Below are 13,783 nucleotides of genomic sequence, written 5' to 3'. Positions count from 1 at the left end.
CGCCGTCATCTCGGAGCTGTCCGCGACGCCTGGGCTGGCGGGATTCTGCGTCGCAAACTTCTTTGTCGACAAATAAAATACAAAGAGTATTATCTCTGTCGATCAAAGCGGCGAAGGCACGCCGCCAACGAACCAGCCAGCCCGAGGAGCGCGCGATGAAGGCCCAGATCTTTTCCGGCTGCATGCCGGCGCTGATGACCCCCTGCAAGGACGACCGCAGCCCCGATTTCGAAGCGCTGGTGCGCAAGGGCAAGGAGCTGATCGCCGCCGGCATGTCGGCCGTGGTCTATTGCGGCTCGATGGGCGATTGGCCGCTGCTGACCGATGCGCAGCGCATGCAGGGCGTCGAGGCCCTGGTGAAGGCGGGCGTGCCGGTGATCGTCGGCACCGGCGCGGTCAATACCGCCTCCGCCGTCGCCCATGCCGCCCATGCCCAGAAGGTCGGCGCCAAGGGGCTGATGGTGATCCCGCGCGTGCTCTCGCGCGGTTCGGTGGTCGAGGCGCAGCGCCACCACTTCAAGGCGATCCTTTCCGCCGCGCCGGACTTGCCGGCGGTGATCTACAACAGCCCCTATTACGGCTTCGCCACCCGCGCCGACCTGTTCTTCGCGCTGCGGGCCGAGCATCCGAATCTGGTCGGCTTCAAGGAATTCGGCGGCGCTGCCGACATGCGCTACGCCGCGGAAAACATCACCAGCCGCGACGACGACGTCTCGCTGATGATCGGTGTCGACACCTGCGTCTTCCACGGCTTCGTCAATTGCGGCGCGACCGGCGCGATCACCGGCATCGGCTGCGTGCTGCCGAAGGAAGTGCTGCACATGGTCAGCCTGAGCCAGGCCGCGGCGAAGGGCGATGTCGAGGCGCGCCGGCTCGCGCTCGAGCTGGAGGCGGCGCTCGCCGTGCTCTCCTCCTTCGACGAGGGGCCGGAGCTCGTCCTCTATTTCAAGCACATGATGGTGCTGAAGGGCGACGCCGAATATACGCTGCACTTCAACCCGACCGATGTGCTCGGCGAGAGCCAGCGCGGCTATGTCGAGGCGCAGCTCAAGCTGTTCGACGCCTGGTACGCACAGTGGGCGAAGCAGCCCGCCGTGCTGAAGCAGGCCGCTTGAAGCATTTGCTCAGGACAGGCCTTCCCGGAGATGGGAGGGCCTGTTTATTGGGCCATGGGTGTCAAGCTGCCCGACGTGACAAATGTCTCAGTTGGGTCGGTAGCAGTCGCGGGCCTTCTATTCTCTCGGTGCGGCGCCGCCGCTCGGCAATACAGCACGATCGATGAAATCGTACAGGAGTTCCGGCATTCCTCTCGTCGGTTTCAGCATTGGATCATCAGCACGCAGGTCAAGATAGCAGTCGATGGACGCCTTGATGGCATCCGCGACCGACGCGGCCTCGTGCCGGGCAACGGTGGCAGCCATCTTGTCTGATGTGTCTAGGCCTAGGGCCTCCAAACGTCTTACGCCACGCTGGTCCCTGCCGGTTCGGCGATAGAGAAGTGGGCCGAGCACCTGCTCCCTGAAGAAGCCGAGCATGCCTATGGCTTCGTAAAGCTCACCGCGAGCAAGCTTGGTGGCTGCGTAGTGCAGCCAGACCCATGCGCGCGCCTCGAACCATTCGGAGGGCAGGTTCGGCCATGCGACACTGCCGGCTTGCATGCGTTGTTCGATCGCCGCCGGATCGCGGGCAAACAGAACGGTCCGTCGTTCGATCTGGCGATCGAGATCGGAAGCGAGGGTGAATTTGAAGTCGACGTGCAAAAGCGGTGGGCCGTAGAGGCAAATCAGAAGGCGCGGTTCGCCGACATGCTCGCCGGTGAAGGCGCTGAGGAGGCCGCCCAGCGCTTCGGCAAACCGCATGCGCGACGCCATGACGTCGGCATAGCTGTCGTCTTCGACGATGATCACGAAGTCGAGGTCGGACTGTTCGTCGAGCCCTCCGTGAATGTACGAGCCGCCGATCAGAAGCGCGATGAACCGTTCGTCGGAGGCTACCGCATCGCGAGTGCGTACCAGAAATTCTGTGTGAACTTTGGGGAGGGTGCTGGGCATACGATTCTCCTGGCCAGCGCCTCAGAATGCGACAGCCGGGGATGTCAGCGCAAGCTGCCCACTGACAAGCCTGCTACGCCTGCGCGCGTCCGCCGTTAAGCTTCGAGAGCGGCCTTCGAAAATGCCCGTTATGGGTCGTGAGCTGACAGTCGCGTCGGGGCTCTGACTTTCTTGTTTGTCAGGCGACTGCGTCGAGGCCGAGCGCTTCCAGCCGGTCGAGCTGCTCGATCTCGGCGGTGGTCAGGGCGATGCCCTCCGCCAGCGAGCTTTCGCGGGCCTTGAAGCGGCGCTGCGAGGGCAGGCGTGCGCCCTGTCCGGCGATCGCCTCGAACAGGATCTCGGCACGGGCGAAGGGATCGCCGGGACGGCCGGCGGCGAAGCGCTCGGGCGAGAACGCCAGGATCAGCTCGCCATGCTGCGGCGCCAGCGTCGTGGTACCCAAGAAATCGAGCGCGCCCCGGCTGGTCAGGTCGCCGATCATCACCCCGGCCAAGAGTTCGATCATGGTCGAGATCGCCGAGCCCTTGTGCCCGCCAAAGGGCAGCATCGCCCCGGCGAGCGCCGCGGTCGGGTCGGTGGTCGGCTGGCCCGCGGAATCGAGCGCCCAGCCTTCGGGCAGGGGCTTGCCGGCCCGGCGGTACAGCTCGATCTCGCCGCGCGCGGCGACGCTGGTGGCGAAGTCGAAGACGTAAGGGTGCCCACCCTGGCGCGGCCAGCCGAAGGCGAGCGGGTTGGTGCCGAGCAGGGCACTGATTCCACCGGCCGGCGCGACGGTGGCATAGCTCGGGCACATCGCCAGCGCGGCGACGCCCATTTCGGCGAGCGCCTCGACTTCCGGCCAGAGCGCCGAGAAATGGGTGCAGTCATTGATCACCAGCGCGGCCAGGCCGAGCTGCTTGGCTCGCTCGGCGAGGGCGGGGGCTCCCAGCTCGAAGCCGGCGCAGGAGAAGGCGCCGCCGGCCGAAACGCGCAGCACGGCCGAGCCGTCATCGTGCAGGACGGGGTCGGCCTCGGGCGAGACCTTGCCGGCCTTGATGGTGCGCAGGCAGCCCTCGACCCGGAAGACGCCATGCGATTTGCAGCCGTCGCGCTCGCCGGCGGCGATCACGCGGGAAAGCGCCGCGGCATGAAGCGGCGACAATCCGCCCTTGCGGAAGACCGCCTCGATCCGGCGCGTCAGCGCCGCCATGCTGAGGATCGTCGTCTTGCTCATGGCGTTGCCTCGCTCTGCCGTTGCAAATCTGTATACATGCTGTATTCAAAAAGCCGACATGACTTCAAGCAGGCTCTGTACGCCTCAGGAAAGTTCTGAACCATGGCCAGCCACACCTTCTCCTGCATCGACGGCCACACCTGCGGCAATCCGGTCCGCCTGGTCTCGGGCGGCGGCCCGCGCCTGGAAGGCGCGACCATGCTGGAGAAGCGGGCGCATTTCCTGCGCGAGTTCGACTGGGTCCGCACCGGGCTGATGTTCGAGCCGCGCGGCCACGACATGATGTCGGGCTCTATCCTCTATCCGCCGACGCGGCCCGATTGTGACGTCGCCGTGCTGTTCATCGAGACCTCGGGCTGCCTGCCGATGTGCGGCCATGGCACGATCGGCACGATCACCATGGGCATCGAGAACGGGCTGATCACGCCGCGCGAGCCAGGCAGGCTCTCGATCGACGCGCCGGCGGGCAAGGTCGACATCAGCTATCGCCAGGAAGGCCGCTTCGTCGAGGAGGTCCGCCTCACCAATGTCCCGGGCTTCCTCTACGCGGAAGGGCTGACGGCCGAGGTCGAGGGGCTCGGCGAGATCGTCGTCGACGTCGCCTATGGCGGCAATTTCTATGCGATCGTCGAGCCGCAGAAGAACTTCCGCGACATGGCCGATCACAGCGCCGGCGAGCTGGTCGGCTGGTCGCCGAAGCTGCGGGCGGCGCTGAACGCGAAATACGAGTTCGTCCATCCGGAGCATCCGGAGATCCGGGGGCTCTCCCATATCCAGTGGACCGGCAAGGCGACGCAGGACGGCGCCCATGCCCGCAACGCCGTGTTCTACGGCGAGAAGGCGATCGACCGCTCGCCCTGCGGCACCGGCACCTCGGCGCGGATGGCGCAGCTCGCCGCCAAGGGCAAGCTCGCGGTCGGCGACGAGTTCGTCCATGAATCGATCATCGGCTCGCTGTTCAAGGGCCGGGTCGAGGCGGCGACGACGGTCGCGAACCGCGAGGCGATCATCCCCTCGATCGCCGGCTGGGCCCGCATGACCGGCTACAACACCATCTTCATCGACGATCGCGACCCGTTCGCGCACGGCTTCGTGGTGAAGTAGGCGAGGGCTTTCCGGTGCCGAGGCCGATCGCCCGGAGCGCGGCCGCCCGCTTCGAAGGTACGCGAGCTCTGCTGCGCCGCATGATTGCCGAGCCGCTTCCGTCCTGTTAAACGTTTTTCCGTTAAACGTTTAACAGGATGGAAGCGTGGGCGGAAAGCGCATCACGATCAAGGATGTCGCGGCGCGGGCCGGCGTCTCGATCGCCACCGTCTCCAACGTCTTCAGCGGCAGCAAGCCGGTCAATGCCGCGCTCCAGGCGCGCGTCCGCCAGGCGGCGCAGGAGCTGTCCTACCAGGTCGACCGCGCCGCCTCGCGGCTGCGCTCGGGGCAGGCGCGCGTGGTCGGCGTGCTGGTGCCGGATCTCGACGACGCCTTCTTCACCGCGCTGGTCTCGCAGCTCGAGATCAGGGCCGGGGCCGACGGCTACGACATCATCGTCGCCAGCTCGCGCGACGATCCGGCCCTGGAGCGATCGCGGCTGCGCGCGCTGCTGGCCTGGCGCCCGGCGGGGCTGATCGTCGTGCCCTGCAGCGACGCCCTGCCCGCCGGCCTGGACGGCGAGATCGGCCGGCTGCCGCTGGTGCTCGCCGACCGCGTACCGCCGGCGGGCAGCGTCGTCGACACGGTCGCGATCGACAATCGCGAAGCGGGCGAGATCGCCGCCCGCCATCTCGTCGACCGGGGGCATCGCGACATCGTCGTCGCGGCCTCCAGCCTCGCCGTCTCGCCGATCCGGGAGCGCGTCCGCGGCGCCTGCGAGCTGATCCATGCGCGGGGCGGTTGCGCCGCGACCGTGCTGGAGCTCGGCTCGCAGGCCGAGCGCGGCGCCGACGTCTTCCAGCACTGGCTCGAGCGGCATCGGCGGCCGGGCGCCGTCATCGCGCTGACCAACGTCACCACGCTGGCCACGCTCACGGCCCTGGCGCGCCTGCGCATCGACAGCCCCGATCCGGTCTCCGTGGTCGGCTTCGACGACTATCCCTGGATGAGCGCGCGCAGGACCGGCGTCACGGCGATCCGGCAGCCGGTCGCGGAGATCGCGGCCGCGGCCTGGCGGAGGCTGCGCGCGCGCATGGATGGCGACGCCGCGCCGCCGCAACGGCTCGTGCTGCAGACGAGCCTGCAGGTCCGCGATTCCGTGCGCGACATGCCGTCCGCCGGCGGTTCCGATCTCGGGCCCGATCCGCCGGACGCCGCGTCGGCGCTGCCGCCGGCTCGCGCCGTTCACTGATCGGCGACGCTGGGTTGCCGGACGCGCAGCCCGCGTCGAGATCGTCTCGGAGGGAAAGCGTGTCTCAGCGAACGGTACGGACCCAGCCTGCGGAGCGCCTGTCATGAGCGAATACGTCGTCGGCATCGATGTCGGCACCGGCAGCGCCCGCGCCGGCATCTTCACCCGAAGCGGGCGGATGGTCGCGACGGCGAAGCACGACATCGCCCTGTATCGGGACGGGCCCGACATCGCCGAGCAGTCGAGCGACGACATCTGGCGCGCCGTCTGCGCCTGCGTGCGCGAGGCCATGGCCCAGGCCGGGCTGGCGCCGGAGGCGGTGGCCGGGATCGGCTTCGACGCGACCTGTTCGCTGGTGGTGCTGGGCGAGGGCGGGACGCCTCTCCCCGTCGGCCGCCATGGCGACTCCAGCCGCGACGTCATCGTCTGGATGGATCATCGCGCCCTCGACCAGGCCGAGCGGATCAATCGCGGCGGGCATCCGGTGCTCGCCTATGTCGGCGGCACGATCTCGCCCGAGATGGAGACGCCGAAGCTGCTCTGGCTCAAGGAGACTCTGCCGCGGACCTATGCGGCGGCCTGGCAGTTCTTCGATCTGACCGATTTCCTGACCTGGCGCGCCAGCGGCTCGCTGGCGCGGTCGACCTGCACGGTGACCTGCAAATGGACCTATCTCGCGCATGAGGCGCGCTGGGACGGCGGCTATTTCGCCGAGGTCGGGCTCGGCGACCTCGGCGAGGACGGCTTCGCCCGCATCGGCCGGGAGATCGTGCCGGGCGGGACCGCGCTGGGCAGCGGCCTGACGGCGCGGGCCGCCGCCGAGCTCGGCCTGCGGCCGGGAACGGCCGTCGCGGCGGGGCTGATCGACGCCCATGCCGGCGGCGTCGGCTCGATCGGCGTCGTCTCGCCCCATGGCACGGCGCTGACGCGGATGGCCTATGTCTTCGGGACCTCGGCCTGTACCCTGACGAGCAGCCGCGAGCCGCGCTTCATTCCCGGACTCTGGGGCCCGTATTTCTCCGCCATGGCCCCGGGCTTCTGGCTGAACGAAGGCGGCCAGTCGGGTGCCGGCGCCGCGATCGAGCAACTGATCGCCTTCCATCCGGCGGCGGCGGAAGCCGGGTCGCTGGCGGCGGCCGCGGACCTCTCGACGCCGGCCTGGCTGGCCGCGCAGGCGCTGGCGCGGGCCGGCGACGCATCCGATGCGGTGCGTCTGGCCGGAGGACTCGTCGTCGTGCCCGATTTCCTCGGCAACCGTTCGCCGCAGGCCGACCCGCAGGCGCGCGGCCTGATCGCCGGGCTCGGCATGGAGCGCGATCTTGTGCATCTGGTCTCGCTCTACGTCGCCGGCCTGACGGGGATCGGCTACGGGCTGCGGCAGATTCTCGAGGCGAGCCGCGCCGCGGGCGCCGCGATCGAAGCCATCGTTCTCAGCGGCGGCGCCGGGCGCGATCCGCTGATCCGGCAGATGCTGGCCGATTGTACCGGGCTGCCGGTGCTCGTCCCCGACGGCGTCGACCCGGTCCTCCTCGGCTCGGCGATGCTCGGCGCGACGGCGGCCGGCCTGTTCGCGTCACTGGAGGAGGCCATGTCGCGCATGGCGCCCGGGGCCGGCGCCTGCCTGCCCGCGGGCGGGGACGTCGCCAGCCTGCACGAGCGGCGCTTCGCCGCCTTCGGCCGGCTTCAGCAGGCGGCGCGAGCCGCGCGCGAGCTCATGCGGGCGCCGCAGGACGACCAGGCGAGGGAGACGAGGTGATGCAGGAACTGAGCGGAAAAGTCGCCGCGATCACCGGGGCCGCTTCGGGGATCGGGCTCGCCTGCGCGAAGCGGCTGGTCGCCGCCGGAGCGCGCGTCGTCCTGATCGACCGCGACGGCGAAGCGCTCGCTCGCGCCTGCCAGGCGCTCGGCGCGCCGGCATCGCCGCTGGTCGTCGACCTGGCCGAGCCCGCATCGGTCGCCGGAATGATGCCGCGCATCCTCGCCGAGACGGGGCAGCTCGACATCTTCCACGCCAATGCCGGCTCCTATGTCGGCGGGCCTGTCGCGGACGGCGATCCGGACGCCTGGGACCGCATGCTCACTCTGAACGTCAACGCGGTGTTCCGCAGCGTCCGCGCGGTGCTGCCGCACATGATCGGGCGCAGGACCGGCGACATCCTGGTGACCAGCTCGGTCGCCGGCGTCGAGGCGGTGGTGTGGGAGCCCGTCTACACCGCCTCGAAGCACGCGGTACAGGCCTTCGTCCATACGGTCCGGCGCCAGGTCATCCCGCATGGGCTGCGTGTCGGGGCGGTCCTGCCCGGCCCGGTGGCGACCGCGCTGATCGCCGACTGGCCGCCCGAGAAGCTAGCGGCCGAGCGTGCCCGCGGCGGCCTGCTCGAGGCCGAGGAGGTGGCGGAGGCCGTTCACTTCATGCTGACGCGGCCCCGGACCGTCACCATCAGGGACCTCGTGATCCTGCCCCAAAGCACGGATCTCTAGGTAAAGGCGAGTGGCGTCGGAGCTGCGGCCCCGAGGGTGGGTGTCGCATCTCGGGGCAATCCGGTGCTCAGGCACGGAGCCGGATGGCGATCGGCGCCCGACGGAAGGCTGCGCGACCCGGAATCGGGACGGCGTTGCGCCAGCCTTAGGCAGAATTGTCCCCTGCGAATTAACCTTTCTTAAAGACCGTGATGGCGCCCGCGCATGCCGGACCGTATTGTCGGCGGGCAAATCACCGGGATGGTCGCCTCGCGCGCCGTTCCGCCCGTTGGTTCCTTCGACGCCGGGTCCGCTGCCTTCATGTCCGTGCTCTCCGACGACCTGCCGCTCGACCCGACGCTCGCCGAGGACGTCAAGGACGCCCGCCGCGTCGCCTATTGCTATGTCGAGGACGCCTTCGCCGAAGCGCGCCAGGACGGGCTCGATTCCGACGCGCTCGCCCACGCGGCCCTGTTCGCGGCGATGCGCACGCTGGTCGAGACCTATGGCGAGGAGGCGACCGCCGTCTTCGCCGAAGCGCTGCCGGAGAAGATTCGCTGCGGCAACTTCACCATCGGCACGCGGCACTGAGCCTACTGCGCTCGCGCACTCGTAGAAAATCGACCGTCATTCCGGCGCTCCGCTTCGCTATGGCCGGAATGACGACGTGGTTCAGGACGCAGCCGGGGTGGCTTGACTTGCCTCCCGCGCGCTCTGCGCCCGGCCCAGCAGCAGCTCGCGCTCACGCCGGTTCCTGGTCATGGCGGCGGCGCGGCTGAACTCGGCCTCCGCCTCGCCATGGCGACCGAGCTTGACCAGCAGGTCGGCCCGCACGCTCGGCAGAAGATGGTAGTTCTTTAGCGCAGGAGCGCCGGCGAGCGCGTCGACCAGCGCGAGCCCCGCCGCCGGCCCATCCGCCATCGCGACCGCGACCGCGCGGTTGAGCTCGATCACGGGCGAGGGCGTCAGCGCGCCGAGCGCACCGTAGAGCGCCGCGATCCGGCGCCAGTCGGTCTCATCGGCGGTGCGGGCCCGCGCATGGCAGGCGGCGAGCTCGGCCTGCAGCACGTAAGGCCCGGGCGCAGCCGACAGGCTCCGCGCGGTCGCCAGCGCCCCGAGGCCGTGATTGATCAGCAGCCGGTCCCAGCGCGCCCGGTTCTGGTCGAGCAGCAGGACCGGCTCGCCATCGGCGCCAATGCGGGCGCGCAGGCGCGAGGCCTGGAGCTCCATCAACGCGACGAGGCCGTGCACCTCCGGCTCCAGCGGCGCGAGGCCGGCGAGGACGCGCCCGAGCCGCATCGCCTCCTGGCACAGGGCCGGGCGCACCCAGTCCTCGCCGGCGGTCGCGGCATAGCCCTCGTTGAAGATCAGGTAGACCACCTCGAGCACGGAGGCGAGCCGGTTCGCCAGCTCGGGCCCGTGCGGCACCTCATAGGGCACCCCGGCCTCGGCCAGCGCCTTCTTCGCCCTGACGAGACGTTGCGCCATGGTCGGCTCCGGCACCAGGAAGGCGCGGGCGATCTCCTCGGTGGTGAGCCCGCCGATCAGGCGCAAGGTCAGCGCCAGTCGCGCCTCGACCGCGAGCACCGGGTGGCAGGCGGTGAAGATCAGCCTGAGCAGGTCGTCGCCGAGCTCGTCGTCGAGCGCCTGCTCGATCTGCGCGACCGGATCGTCCTCCTCGTCTAGGTCGCGGCCGATCTCCTCATGCTTGCGTTTCAGCATCCTGTCGCGCCGAAGGCCGTCGAGGGCGCGGTGCTTGGCGGCTTGCATCAGCCAGGCGCCGGGATTGCGCGGCACGCCCTCGTCCGGCCATTGCTGGAGCGCGGCGACGAGCGCGTCCTGCGCCAGTTCCTCTGCCCGGCCGACATCGCGGGTGAGGCGGGCGAGGCCCGCGATCAGCTTCGGAGACTCGATCCGGAAGACCGCCTCGATGGCGCGGTGTGCATCGCTTGCCGTCATCGGCTGCGATACACACCATCAGCAGGCGGGTCTGGCAAGCGGTGCAGGCGCTGCTGCAGGCTGTGAGCCCGAGTTCAGAGCCGACCGATTGGGTCTTGAACGAGACGGAAGTCTCCCTCCGCGCCGTTCCGGACAGCCGCGAAAGCGGCGCAGATCCGGAAGCCATCGTAGGGCGCTGCGTTCCACGATGGATTCCGGCGCTCCGCTTCGCTGCGGCCGGACTGACGAGGAGACAGATGACTCCGAGCTCACGACCCTGGGGAAGGGCCGTGCGCGATGGCTCAGCCCTTGTCGCCGATCTCGCTCTTGAGGCGGTCCCAGGTCGCCTCGACCTCGGGCGTGACGATCTCGCCGAAATCGGCGAGGTCGTAGAGCGGGCGGATCTCGATCTCGGACGGGCCGGGCATCGGATTGGGGCAGCGCTTGACCCATGCGATCGCCTCGTCGAGCGACTTGCACTCCCAGAGCCAGTAGCCCGCGACGAGCTCCTTGGTCTCGGCGAAGGGGCCGTCGACGACGGAGCGCCTGGCGCCGTCGAACTGGACGCGCACGCCCTTCGCGCTCGGCTGGAGGCCGTCGCCGCCCTTCATGATGCCGGCTTTCACCAGCTCCTCGTTATAGGCCATCATCGCTTCGAGCAGTTCCTGGCTCGGCGGCGCGCCGGCCTCGCTGTCCTTGGTCGCCTTGACCAGAATCATGAAACGCATGGTCTTCTCCCTGGGATGGCGGACCGGCCTCGCCGGTCCGGATTGCGGGGATTGTGGACTGTTCGCAGCTCAGCCGCTGAGCTTCGCCGTCTCGGCGCGCAGGCGCTCCTCCTGCTCGCGCAGCTCCGGCGTCAGCGCCGCGCCGAAATCCTCCATCTCGAAGATCGGACGCAGCTCGATCTCGGTGCCGCCGTCGAAGGGGGCGCGCTTCAGCCATTCGACCGCCTCGTCGAAGGAGCGCACCTGCCAGATCCAGAAGCCGGCCAGCAGCTCCTTGGTCTCGGCGAAGGGGCCGTCGGTGATCGTCCGCTGCGTCCCCGAAAAGCGCATGCGCAGCCCCTTCGAGCTCGGATGCAGCCCTTCGCCGGCGAGCATCACTCCGGCCTTCACCAGCTCCTCGTTGTAGGCGCCCATCTTGGTGAGGATGTCCTCGCTCGGCATCACGCCGGCTTCGCTGTCCTTGTCGGCCTTGACCAGAACCATCACACGCATCGGTCTTCTCCCGTCGGGTTGGTTTCGCTTCGCTACGGGGCGGGAGAAATCCCGCCCTCCGTCATCACGTCGATCGAGGCGCGCCCTGATCGACAGGCTCCGGAAAAATTCTTCAGCCCTCGGCCGCAAATATCTCGCGGCGCGCGATTTCCGCCGCGCTCGGCTCCGCCATGGCGAAGGAGCCGGTGGTGATCTCGCCCTCGCGGCGATAGGTCGCCATGATCACGCCGGTGCTCGAGACTCCGCTCTCGACGAGCCTGAAGGCGGCAGGAATGGTGCCCGGGCCGAACAGGCGCTTGCCCTCGCCGAGCACGAGCGGGAAGGTCAGCAGCGTGACCTCGTCGATCAGGTCCTTCGCCAGCAGCGCCTGGATCAATTCGCCCGAGCCCTGCAGCAGGAGCTTCGGCCCGTCCTGGCGCTTGAGGGCCGCGACCTCGGCGGCGACGTCGCCGCGCAGCGCGACCGAATTCTGCCAGGTCAGCGTCTGCGGCTCCGAGGTCGCGACATATTTGATCGCGGCGTTGAACTTGACCGCGATCGGATCGTCGCCGGCATAGGGCCAATGCGCCGCGAAGATGTCGTAGGTCCTGCGCCCGAGCAGCAGGGAGAAGTCCTCGGCAAAAGCCTTGTCCATGACCTTGCCCATCGGCTCGTCCCAGTAGTGGAAGGTCCAGCCGCCATGGCTGAACCCGCCCCTGCTGTCCTCCTGCGGGCCGCCCGGCGCCTGCATGACGCCGTCGAGTGACACGAAGGTGGCGGCAACGACTTGTCTCATCATGGTTCTCCCGGTCGAAGGAGCCTGTCGGCTCGTGAAGCCCGGAGCTCCGCGCGGCCAGGAATTCGCCCGTTCCGCTGCTCCTTGCCTCCACGTCGAATGGGCAGAGCCGGGATCGACAGCACCCGGAAAAAAAATCCGGCGGCAGGACGAGGCACCCGAATCCTGGCTCGCCTGGCGGCATCGGTTGAGCCCCGGCCCGAAGCGCCCTAACTATCGGGGCGAACGGCGCCCGCGCCGAAACAGCCTTCGCCGAAAGAGCCTCGCCATGCCGGCAACCAGACTGGTCGACCGCGGCGTCATCCGCGTCAGCGGCGACGACGCCCGCGATTTCCTCGACAATATCGTCACCAATGCGATGGAGACCGTCACGCCCGGGCGTGCCGGCTATGGCGGGCTGCTGACACCGCAGGGCAAGATCATCGGCGATTTTCTGATCGTCGCTATCCCCGACGACGAGGGCGGCGGCTTCCTGCTCGACGCGCCGCTGCTCCAGATCCCCGACCTGATGAAGAAGCTGAAGCTCTACAGATTGCGCGCCAGGGTCGCGCTGGACGATCTCAGCGAGAGCACGGCGGTGATCGCCGCGACCGATGGCGGCGCGCTGCCGGCGGATGTGGGGCTGGCCTATGACGATCCGCGCCTGCCGGAGCTCGGCGAACGCGCGATCGTCGACCGCGACGGCGCCGACGAGCTCGCCGACGCAGCGATGGCGGATTACCACGCCCGCCGGATCGCCCTCGGCATTCCCGATGGCGGGCGCGACTTCCTCTATGGCGACGCCTTCCCGCACGAGGCGCTGTTCGACCAGCTCGGCGGCGTCTCCTTCAGCAAGGGCTGCTATATCGGCCAGGAGGTCGTCTCGCGCATGCAGCATCGCGGCACCGCCCGCTCGCGCGTCGTGCCGGTCCTGTTCAGCGACGGCGTCAATCCGGAGGACGGGGTCGAGGCCAGCGCCGGCGGCAAGCCGATCGGCCGCGTCGGCTCCTGCGCCGATGGCCGCGGCCTCGCTTTGCTCCGGCTCGACCGGGTGGCGGACGCGCTCGCCGCGGGCCAGGTGCTCGACGCCGGCGGCCTGGCCTTCGCCCTGGCGCCGAAGCCGCCCTTCATCCGCTTCCCCTATCCGGGAGAGCCGGAATTCGGAGCGGCGGCATGAGCATGCAGACGGGCGGGCGCGAGGCGGTCGAGGGGCCGGACGGCAAATATCGCTGCATCTGGCCGGGGAGCGACCCGCTCTACCTTGCCTATCACGACAGCGAATGGGGCGTGCCGGAATACGATTCCCGCGCGCTCTGGGAAAAGCTGATGCTCGACGGCTTCCAGGCCGGCCTGTCCTGGATCACCATCCTGAGGAAGCGCGACGCCTTCCGCACCGGCTTCGCCGGTTTCGAGCCGGAACAGGTCGCCCGCTTCGGCGAAGCCGATGTCCAGCGGCTGCTGGCCGATGCCGGCATCGTCCGTCATCGCGGCAAGATCGAGGGCACGATCCGCAACGCGCAGGCCTATCTCAGGCTCAGCGAGAAGGGGCCCTTCAGCGACTTCCTCTGGAAGCATCTCGACGGGCGTGCGGTCCAGAACGCCTTCCGCACGCATGAGGAGGTGCCGGCCGAGACCGCCGTGTCGCGGGCGATTTCGAAGGAGCTCAAGGCGGCCGGCTTCACCTTCTGCGGCCCGACCATCGTCTATGCGGTGATGCAGGCCTGCGGCATGGTCAACGACCACCTGACCGGCTGCTTCCGCTGGCGGGAATGCGCGGCGCTCGCCCGCGACACCCGCCCCGCCGCCTGATGG

General features: G+C 69.1%; 14 protein-coding genes. 8 read left to right on the top strand and 6 right to left on the bottom strand.

Annotated features, from left to right (window positions below):
• Nucleotides 1-155: 155 nt before the first annotated feature.
• Nucleotides 156-1,115, top strand: coding sequence for a dihydrodipicolinate synthase family protein (locus CS1GBM4_RS18310; RefSeq protein ID WP_186420167.1), 960 nt, complete (start codon nt 156-158; stop codon nt 1,113-1,115).
• 117 nt (nt 1,116-1,232) lie between these two features.
• On the opposite strand, the gene CS1GBM4_RS18305 is transcribed toward CS1GBM4_RS18310, so the two are convergent.
• Nucleotides 1,233-2,051, bottom strand: coding sequence for a nucleotidyltransferase domain-containing protein (locus CS1GBM4_RS18305; RefSeq protein WP_186420166.1), 819 nt, complete (start codon nt 2,049-2,051; stop codon nt 1,233-1,235).
• A 178-nt stretch (nt 2,052-2,229) separates the two neighbouring features.
• Nucleotides 2,230-3,264 (bottom strand): Ldh family oxidoreductase, encoded by a 1,035-nt coding sequence (locus tag CS1GBM4_RS18300; RefSeq protein ID WP_186420165.1) that lies wholly within the window; start codon nt 3,262-3,264, stop codon nt 2,230-2,232.
• A gap of 102 nt (nt 3,265-3,366) precedes the next feature.
• Here CS1GBM4_RS18300 and CS1GBM4_RS18295 point away from each other — a divergent pair, with 102 nt between their 5' ends.
• From CS1GBM4_RS18295 to CS1GBM4_RS18275, 5 genes are all read left to right on the top strand, one after another.
• Nucleotides 3,367-4,368 carry a 4-hydroxyproline epimerase gene (locus CS1GBM4_RS18295; RefSeq protein WP_186420164.1) on the top strand — a complete coding sequence of 334 codons (1,002 nt, stop codon included), beginning with the start codon at nt 3,367-3,369 and terminating at the stop codon, nt 4,366-4,368.
• A gap of 145 nt (nt 4,369-4,513) precedes the next feature.
• Entirely contained in the window at nt 4,514-5,599 is a 1,086-nt protein-coding gene (locus CS1GBM4_RS18290; protein WP_186420163.1) for a LacI family DNA-binding transcriptional regulator, read from the top strand.
• A gap of 103 nt (nt 5,600-5,702) precedes the next feature.
• Entirely contained in the window at nt 5,703-7,355 is a 1,653-nt protein-coding gene (locus tag CS1GBM4_RS18285) for an FGGY-family carbohydrate kinase (RefSeq protein WP_186420162.1), read from the top strand.
• Entirely contained in the window at nt 7,352-8,080 is a 729-nt protein-coding gene (locus CS1GBM4_RS18280) for an SDR family oxidoreductase (RefSeq protein WP_186420161.1), read from the top strand. Before CS1GBM4_RS18285 ends, CS1GBM4_RS18280 begins: the two co-directional genes overlap by 4 nt.
• Nucleotides 8,081-8,380: 300 nt before the next feature.
• A complete protein-coding gene (locus tag CS1GBM4_RS18275) occupies nt 8,381-8,650 on the top strand; it encodes a hypothetical protein (RefSeq protein ID WP_244607299.1) in 270 nt (89 codons plus the stop codon).
• Between the two features lie 81 nt (nt 8,651-8,731).
• On the opposite strand, the gene CS1GBM4_RS18270 is transcribed toward CS1GBM4_RS18275, so the two are convergent.
• The 4 genes from CS1GBM4_RS18270 to CS1GBM4_RS18255 all read right to left on the bottom strand — a co-directional run bounded on the left by CS1GBM4_RS18270 (nt 8,732) and on the right by CS1GBM4_RS18255 (nt 11,992).
• A complete protein-coding gene (locus CS1GBM4_RS18270; protein ID WP_186420160.1) occupies nt 8,732-10,018 on the bottom strand; it encodes an RNA polymerase sigma factor in 1,287 nt (428 codons plus the stop codon).
• A gap of 281 nt (nt 10,019-10,299) precedes the next feature.
• The gene (locus CS1GBM4_RS18265) at nt 10,300-10,725 is read right to left on the bottom strand and encodes a YciI family protein (RefSeq protein ID WP_186420159.1); all 426 of its coding nucleotides are present in this window, start codon (nt 10,723-10,725) and stop codon (nt 10,300-10,302) included.
• 69 nt (nt 10,726-10,794) lie between these two features.
• On the bottom strand, nt 10,795-11,217 hold the full coding sequence (locus CS1GBM4_RS18260; protein ID WP_186420158.1) for a YciI family protein: 423 nt from the start codon (nt 11,215-11,217) through the stop codon (nt 10,795-10,797).
• 112 nt (nt 11,218-11,329) lie between these two features.
• Complete coding sequence (locus CS1GBM4_RS18255; protein WP_186420157.1) at nt 11,330-11,992, bottom strand: dihydrofolate reductase family protein; 663 nt, start codon at nt 11,990-11,992, stop codon at nt 11,330-11,332.
• Nucleotides 11,993-12,260: 268 nt separating this feature from the next.
• On the opposite strand from CS1GBM4_RS18255, the gene CS1GBM4_RS18250 reads away from it, so the two are divergent.
• Together CS1GBM4_RS18250 and CS1GBM4_RS18245 are read left to right on the top strand one after the other, a co-directional pair.
• Nucleotides 12,261-13,148, top strand: a complete 888-nt coding sequence (locus CS1GBM4_RS18250) for a folate-binding protein YgfZ (protein WP_186420156.1) — start codon at nt 12,261-12,263, stop codon at nt 13,146-13,148.
• Nucleotides 13,145-13,780 carry a DNA-3-methyladenine glycosylase I gene (locus tag CS1GBM4_RS18245; RefSeq protein ID WP_186420155.1) on the top strand — a complete coding sequence of 212 codons (636 nt, stop codon included), beginning with the start codon at nt 13,145-13,147 and terminating at the stop codon, nt 13,778-13,780. Before CS1GBM4_RS18250 ends, CS1GBM4_RS18245 begins: the two co-directional genes overlap by 4 nt.
• Nucleotides 13,781-13,783 lie beyond the last annotated feature (3 nt).

Source organism: Allobosea sp. CS1GBMeth4 (assembly GCF_900185715.1).
Taxonomy (GTDB): domain Bacteria; phylum Pseudomonadota; class Alphaproteobacteria; order Rhizobiales; family Beijerinckiaceae; genus Allobosea.
The sequence above is the reverse complement of the archived record's forward strand: the minus strand, read 5'-3'. Positions and strand labels throughout refer to the sequence as shown.

What these genes read in the sequence shown, in the direction of transcription:
- CS1GBM4_RS18310 (WP_186420167.1), top strand. Translation starts at nt 156, where the DNA reads ATGAAGGCCCAGATCTTTTCCGGCTGCATGCCGGCGCTGATGACCCCC.
- CS1GBM4_RS18305 (WP_186420166.1), bottom strand. Translation starts at nt 2,051, where the DNA reads ATGCCCAGCACCCTCCCCAAAGTTCACACAGAATTTCTGGTACGCACT.
- CS1GBM4_RS18300 (WP_186420165.1), bottom strand. Translation starts at nt 3,264, where the DNA reads ATGAGCAAGACGACGATCCTCAGCATGGCGGCGCTGACGCGCCGGATC.
- CS1GBM4_RS18295 (WP_186420164.1), top strand. Translation starts at nt 3,367, where the DNA reads ATGGCCAGCCACACCTTCTCCTGCATCGACGGCCACACCTGCGGCAAT.
- CS1GBM4_RS18285 (WP_186420162.1), top strand. Translation starts at nt 5,703, where the DNA reads ATGAGCGAATACGTCGTCGGCATCGATGTCGGCACCGGCAGCGCCCGC.
- CS1GBM4_RS18275 (WP_244607299.1), top strand. Translation starts at nt 8,381, where the DNA reads ATGTCCGTGCTCTCCGACGACCTGCCGCTCGACCCGACGCTCGCCGAG.
- CS1GBM4_RS18270 (WP_186420160.1), bottom strand. Translation starts at nt 10,018, where the DNA reads ATGACGGCAAGCGATGCACACCGCGCCATCGAGGCGGTCTTCCGGATC.
- CS1GBM4_RS18265 (WP_186420159.1), bottom strand. Translation starts at nt 10,725, where the DNA reads ATGCGTTTCATGATTCTGGTCAAGGCGACCAAGGACAGCGAGGCCGGC.
- CS1GBM4_RS18260 (WP_186420158.1), bottom strand. Translation starts at nt 11,217, where the DNA reads ATGCGTGTGATGGTTCTGGTCAAGGCCGACAAGGACAGCGAAGCCGGC.
- CS1GBM4_RS18255 (WP_186420157.1), bottom strand. Translation starts at nt 11,992, where the DNA reads ATGAGACAAGTCGTTGCCGCCACCTTCGTGTCACTCGACGGCGTCATG.
- CS1GBM4_RS18250 (WP_186420156.1), top strand. Translation starts at nt 12,261, where the DNA reads ATGCCGGCAACCAGACTGGTCGACCGCGGCGTCATCCGCGTCAGCGGC.
- CS1GBM4_RS18245 (WP_186420155.1), top strand. Translation starts at nt 13,145, where the DNA reads ATGAGCATGCAGACGGGCGGGCGCGAGGCGGTCGAGGGGCCGGACGGC.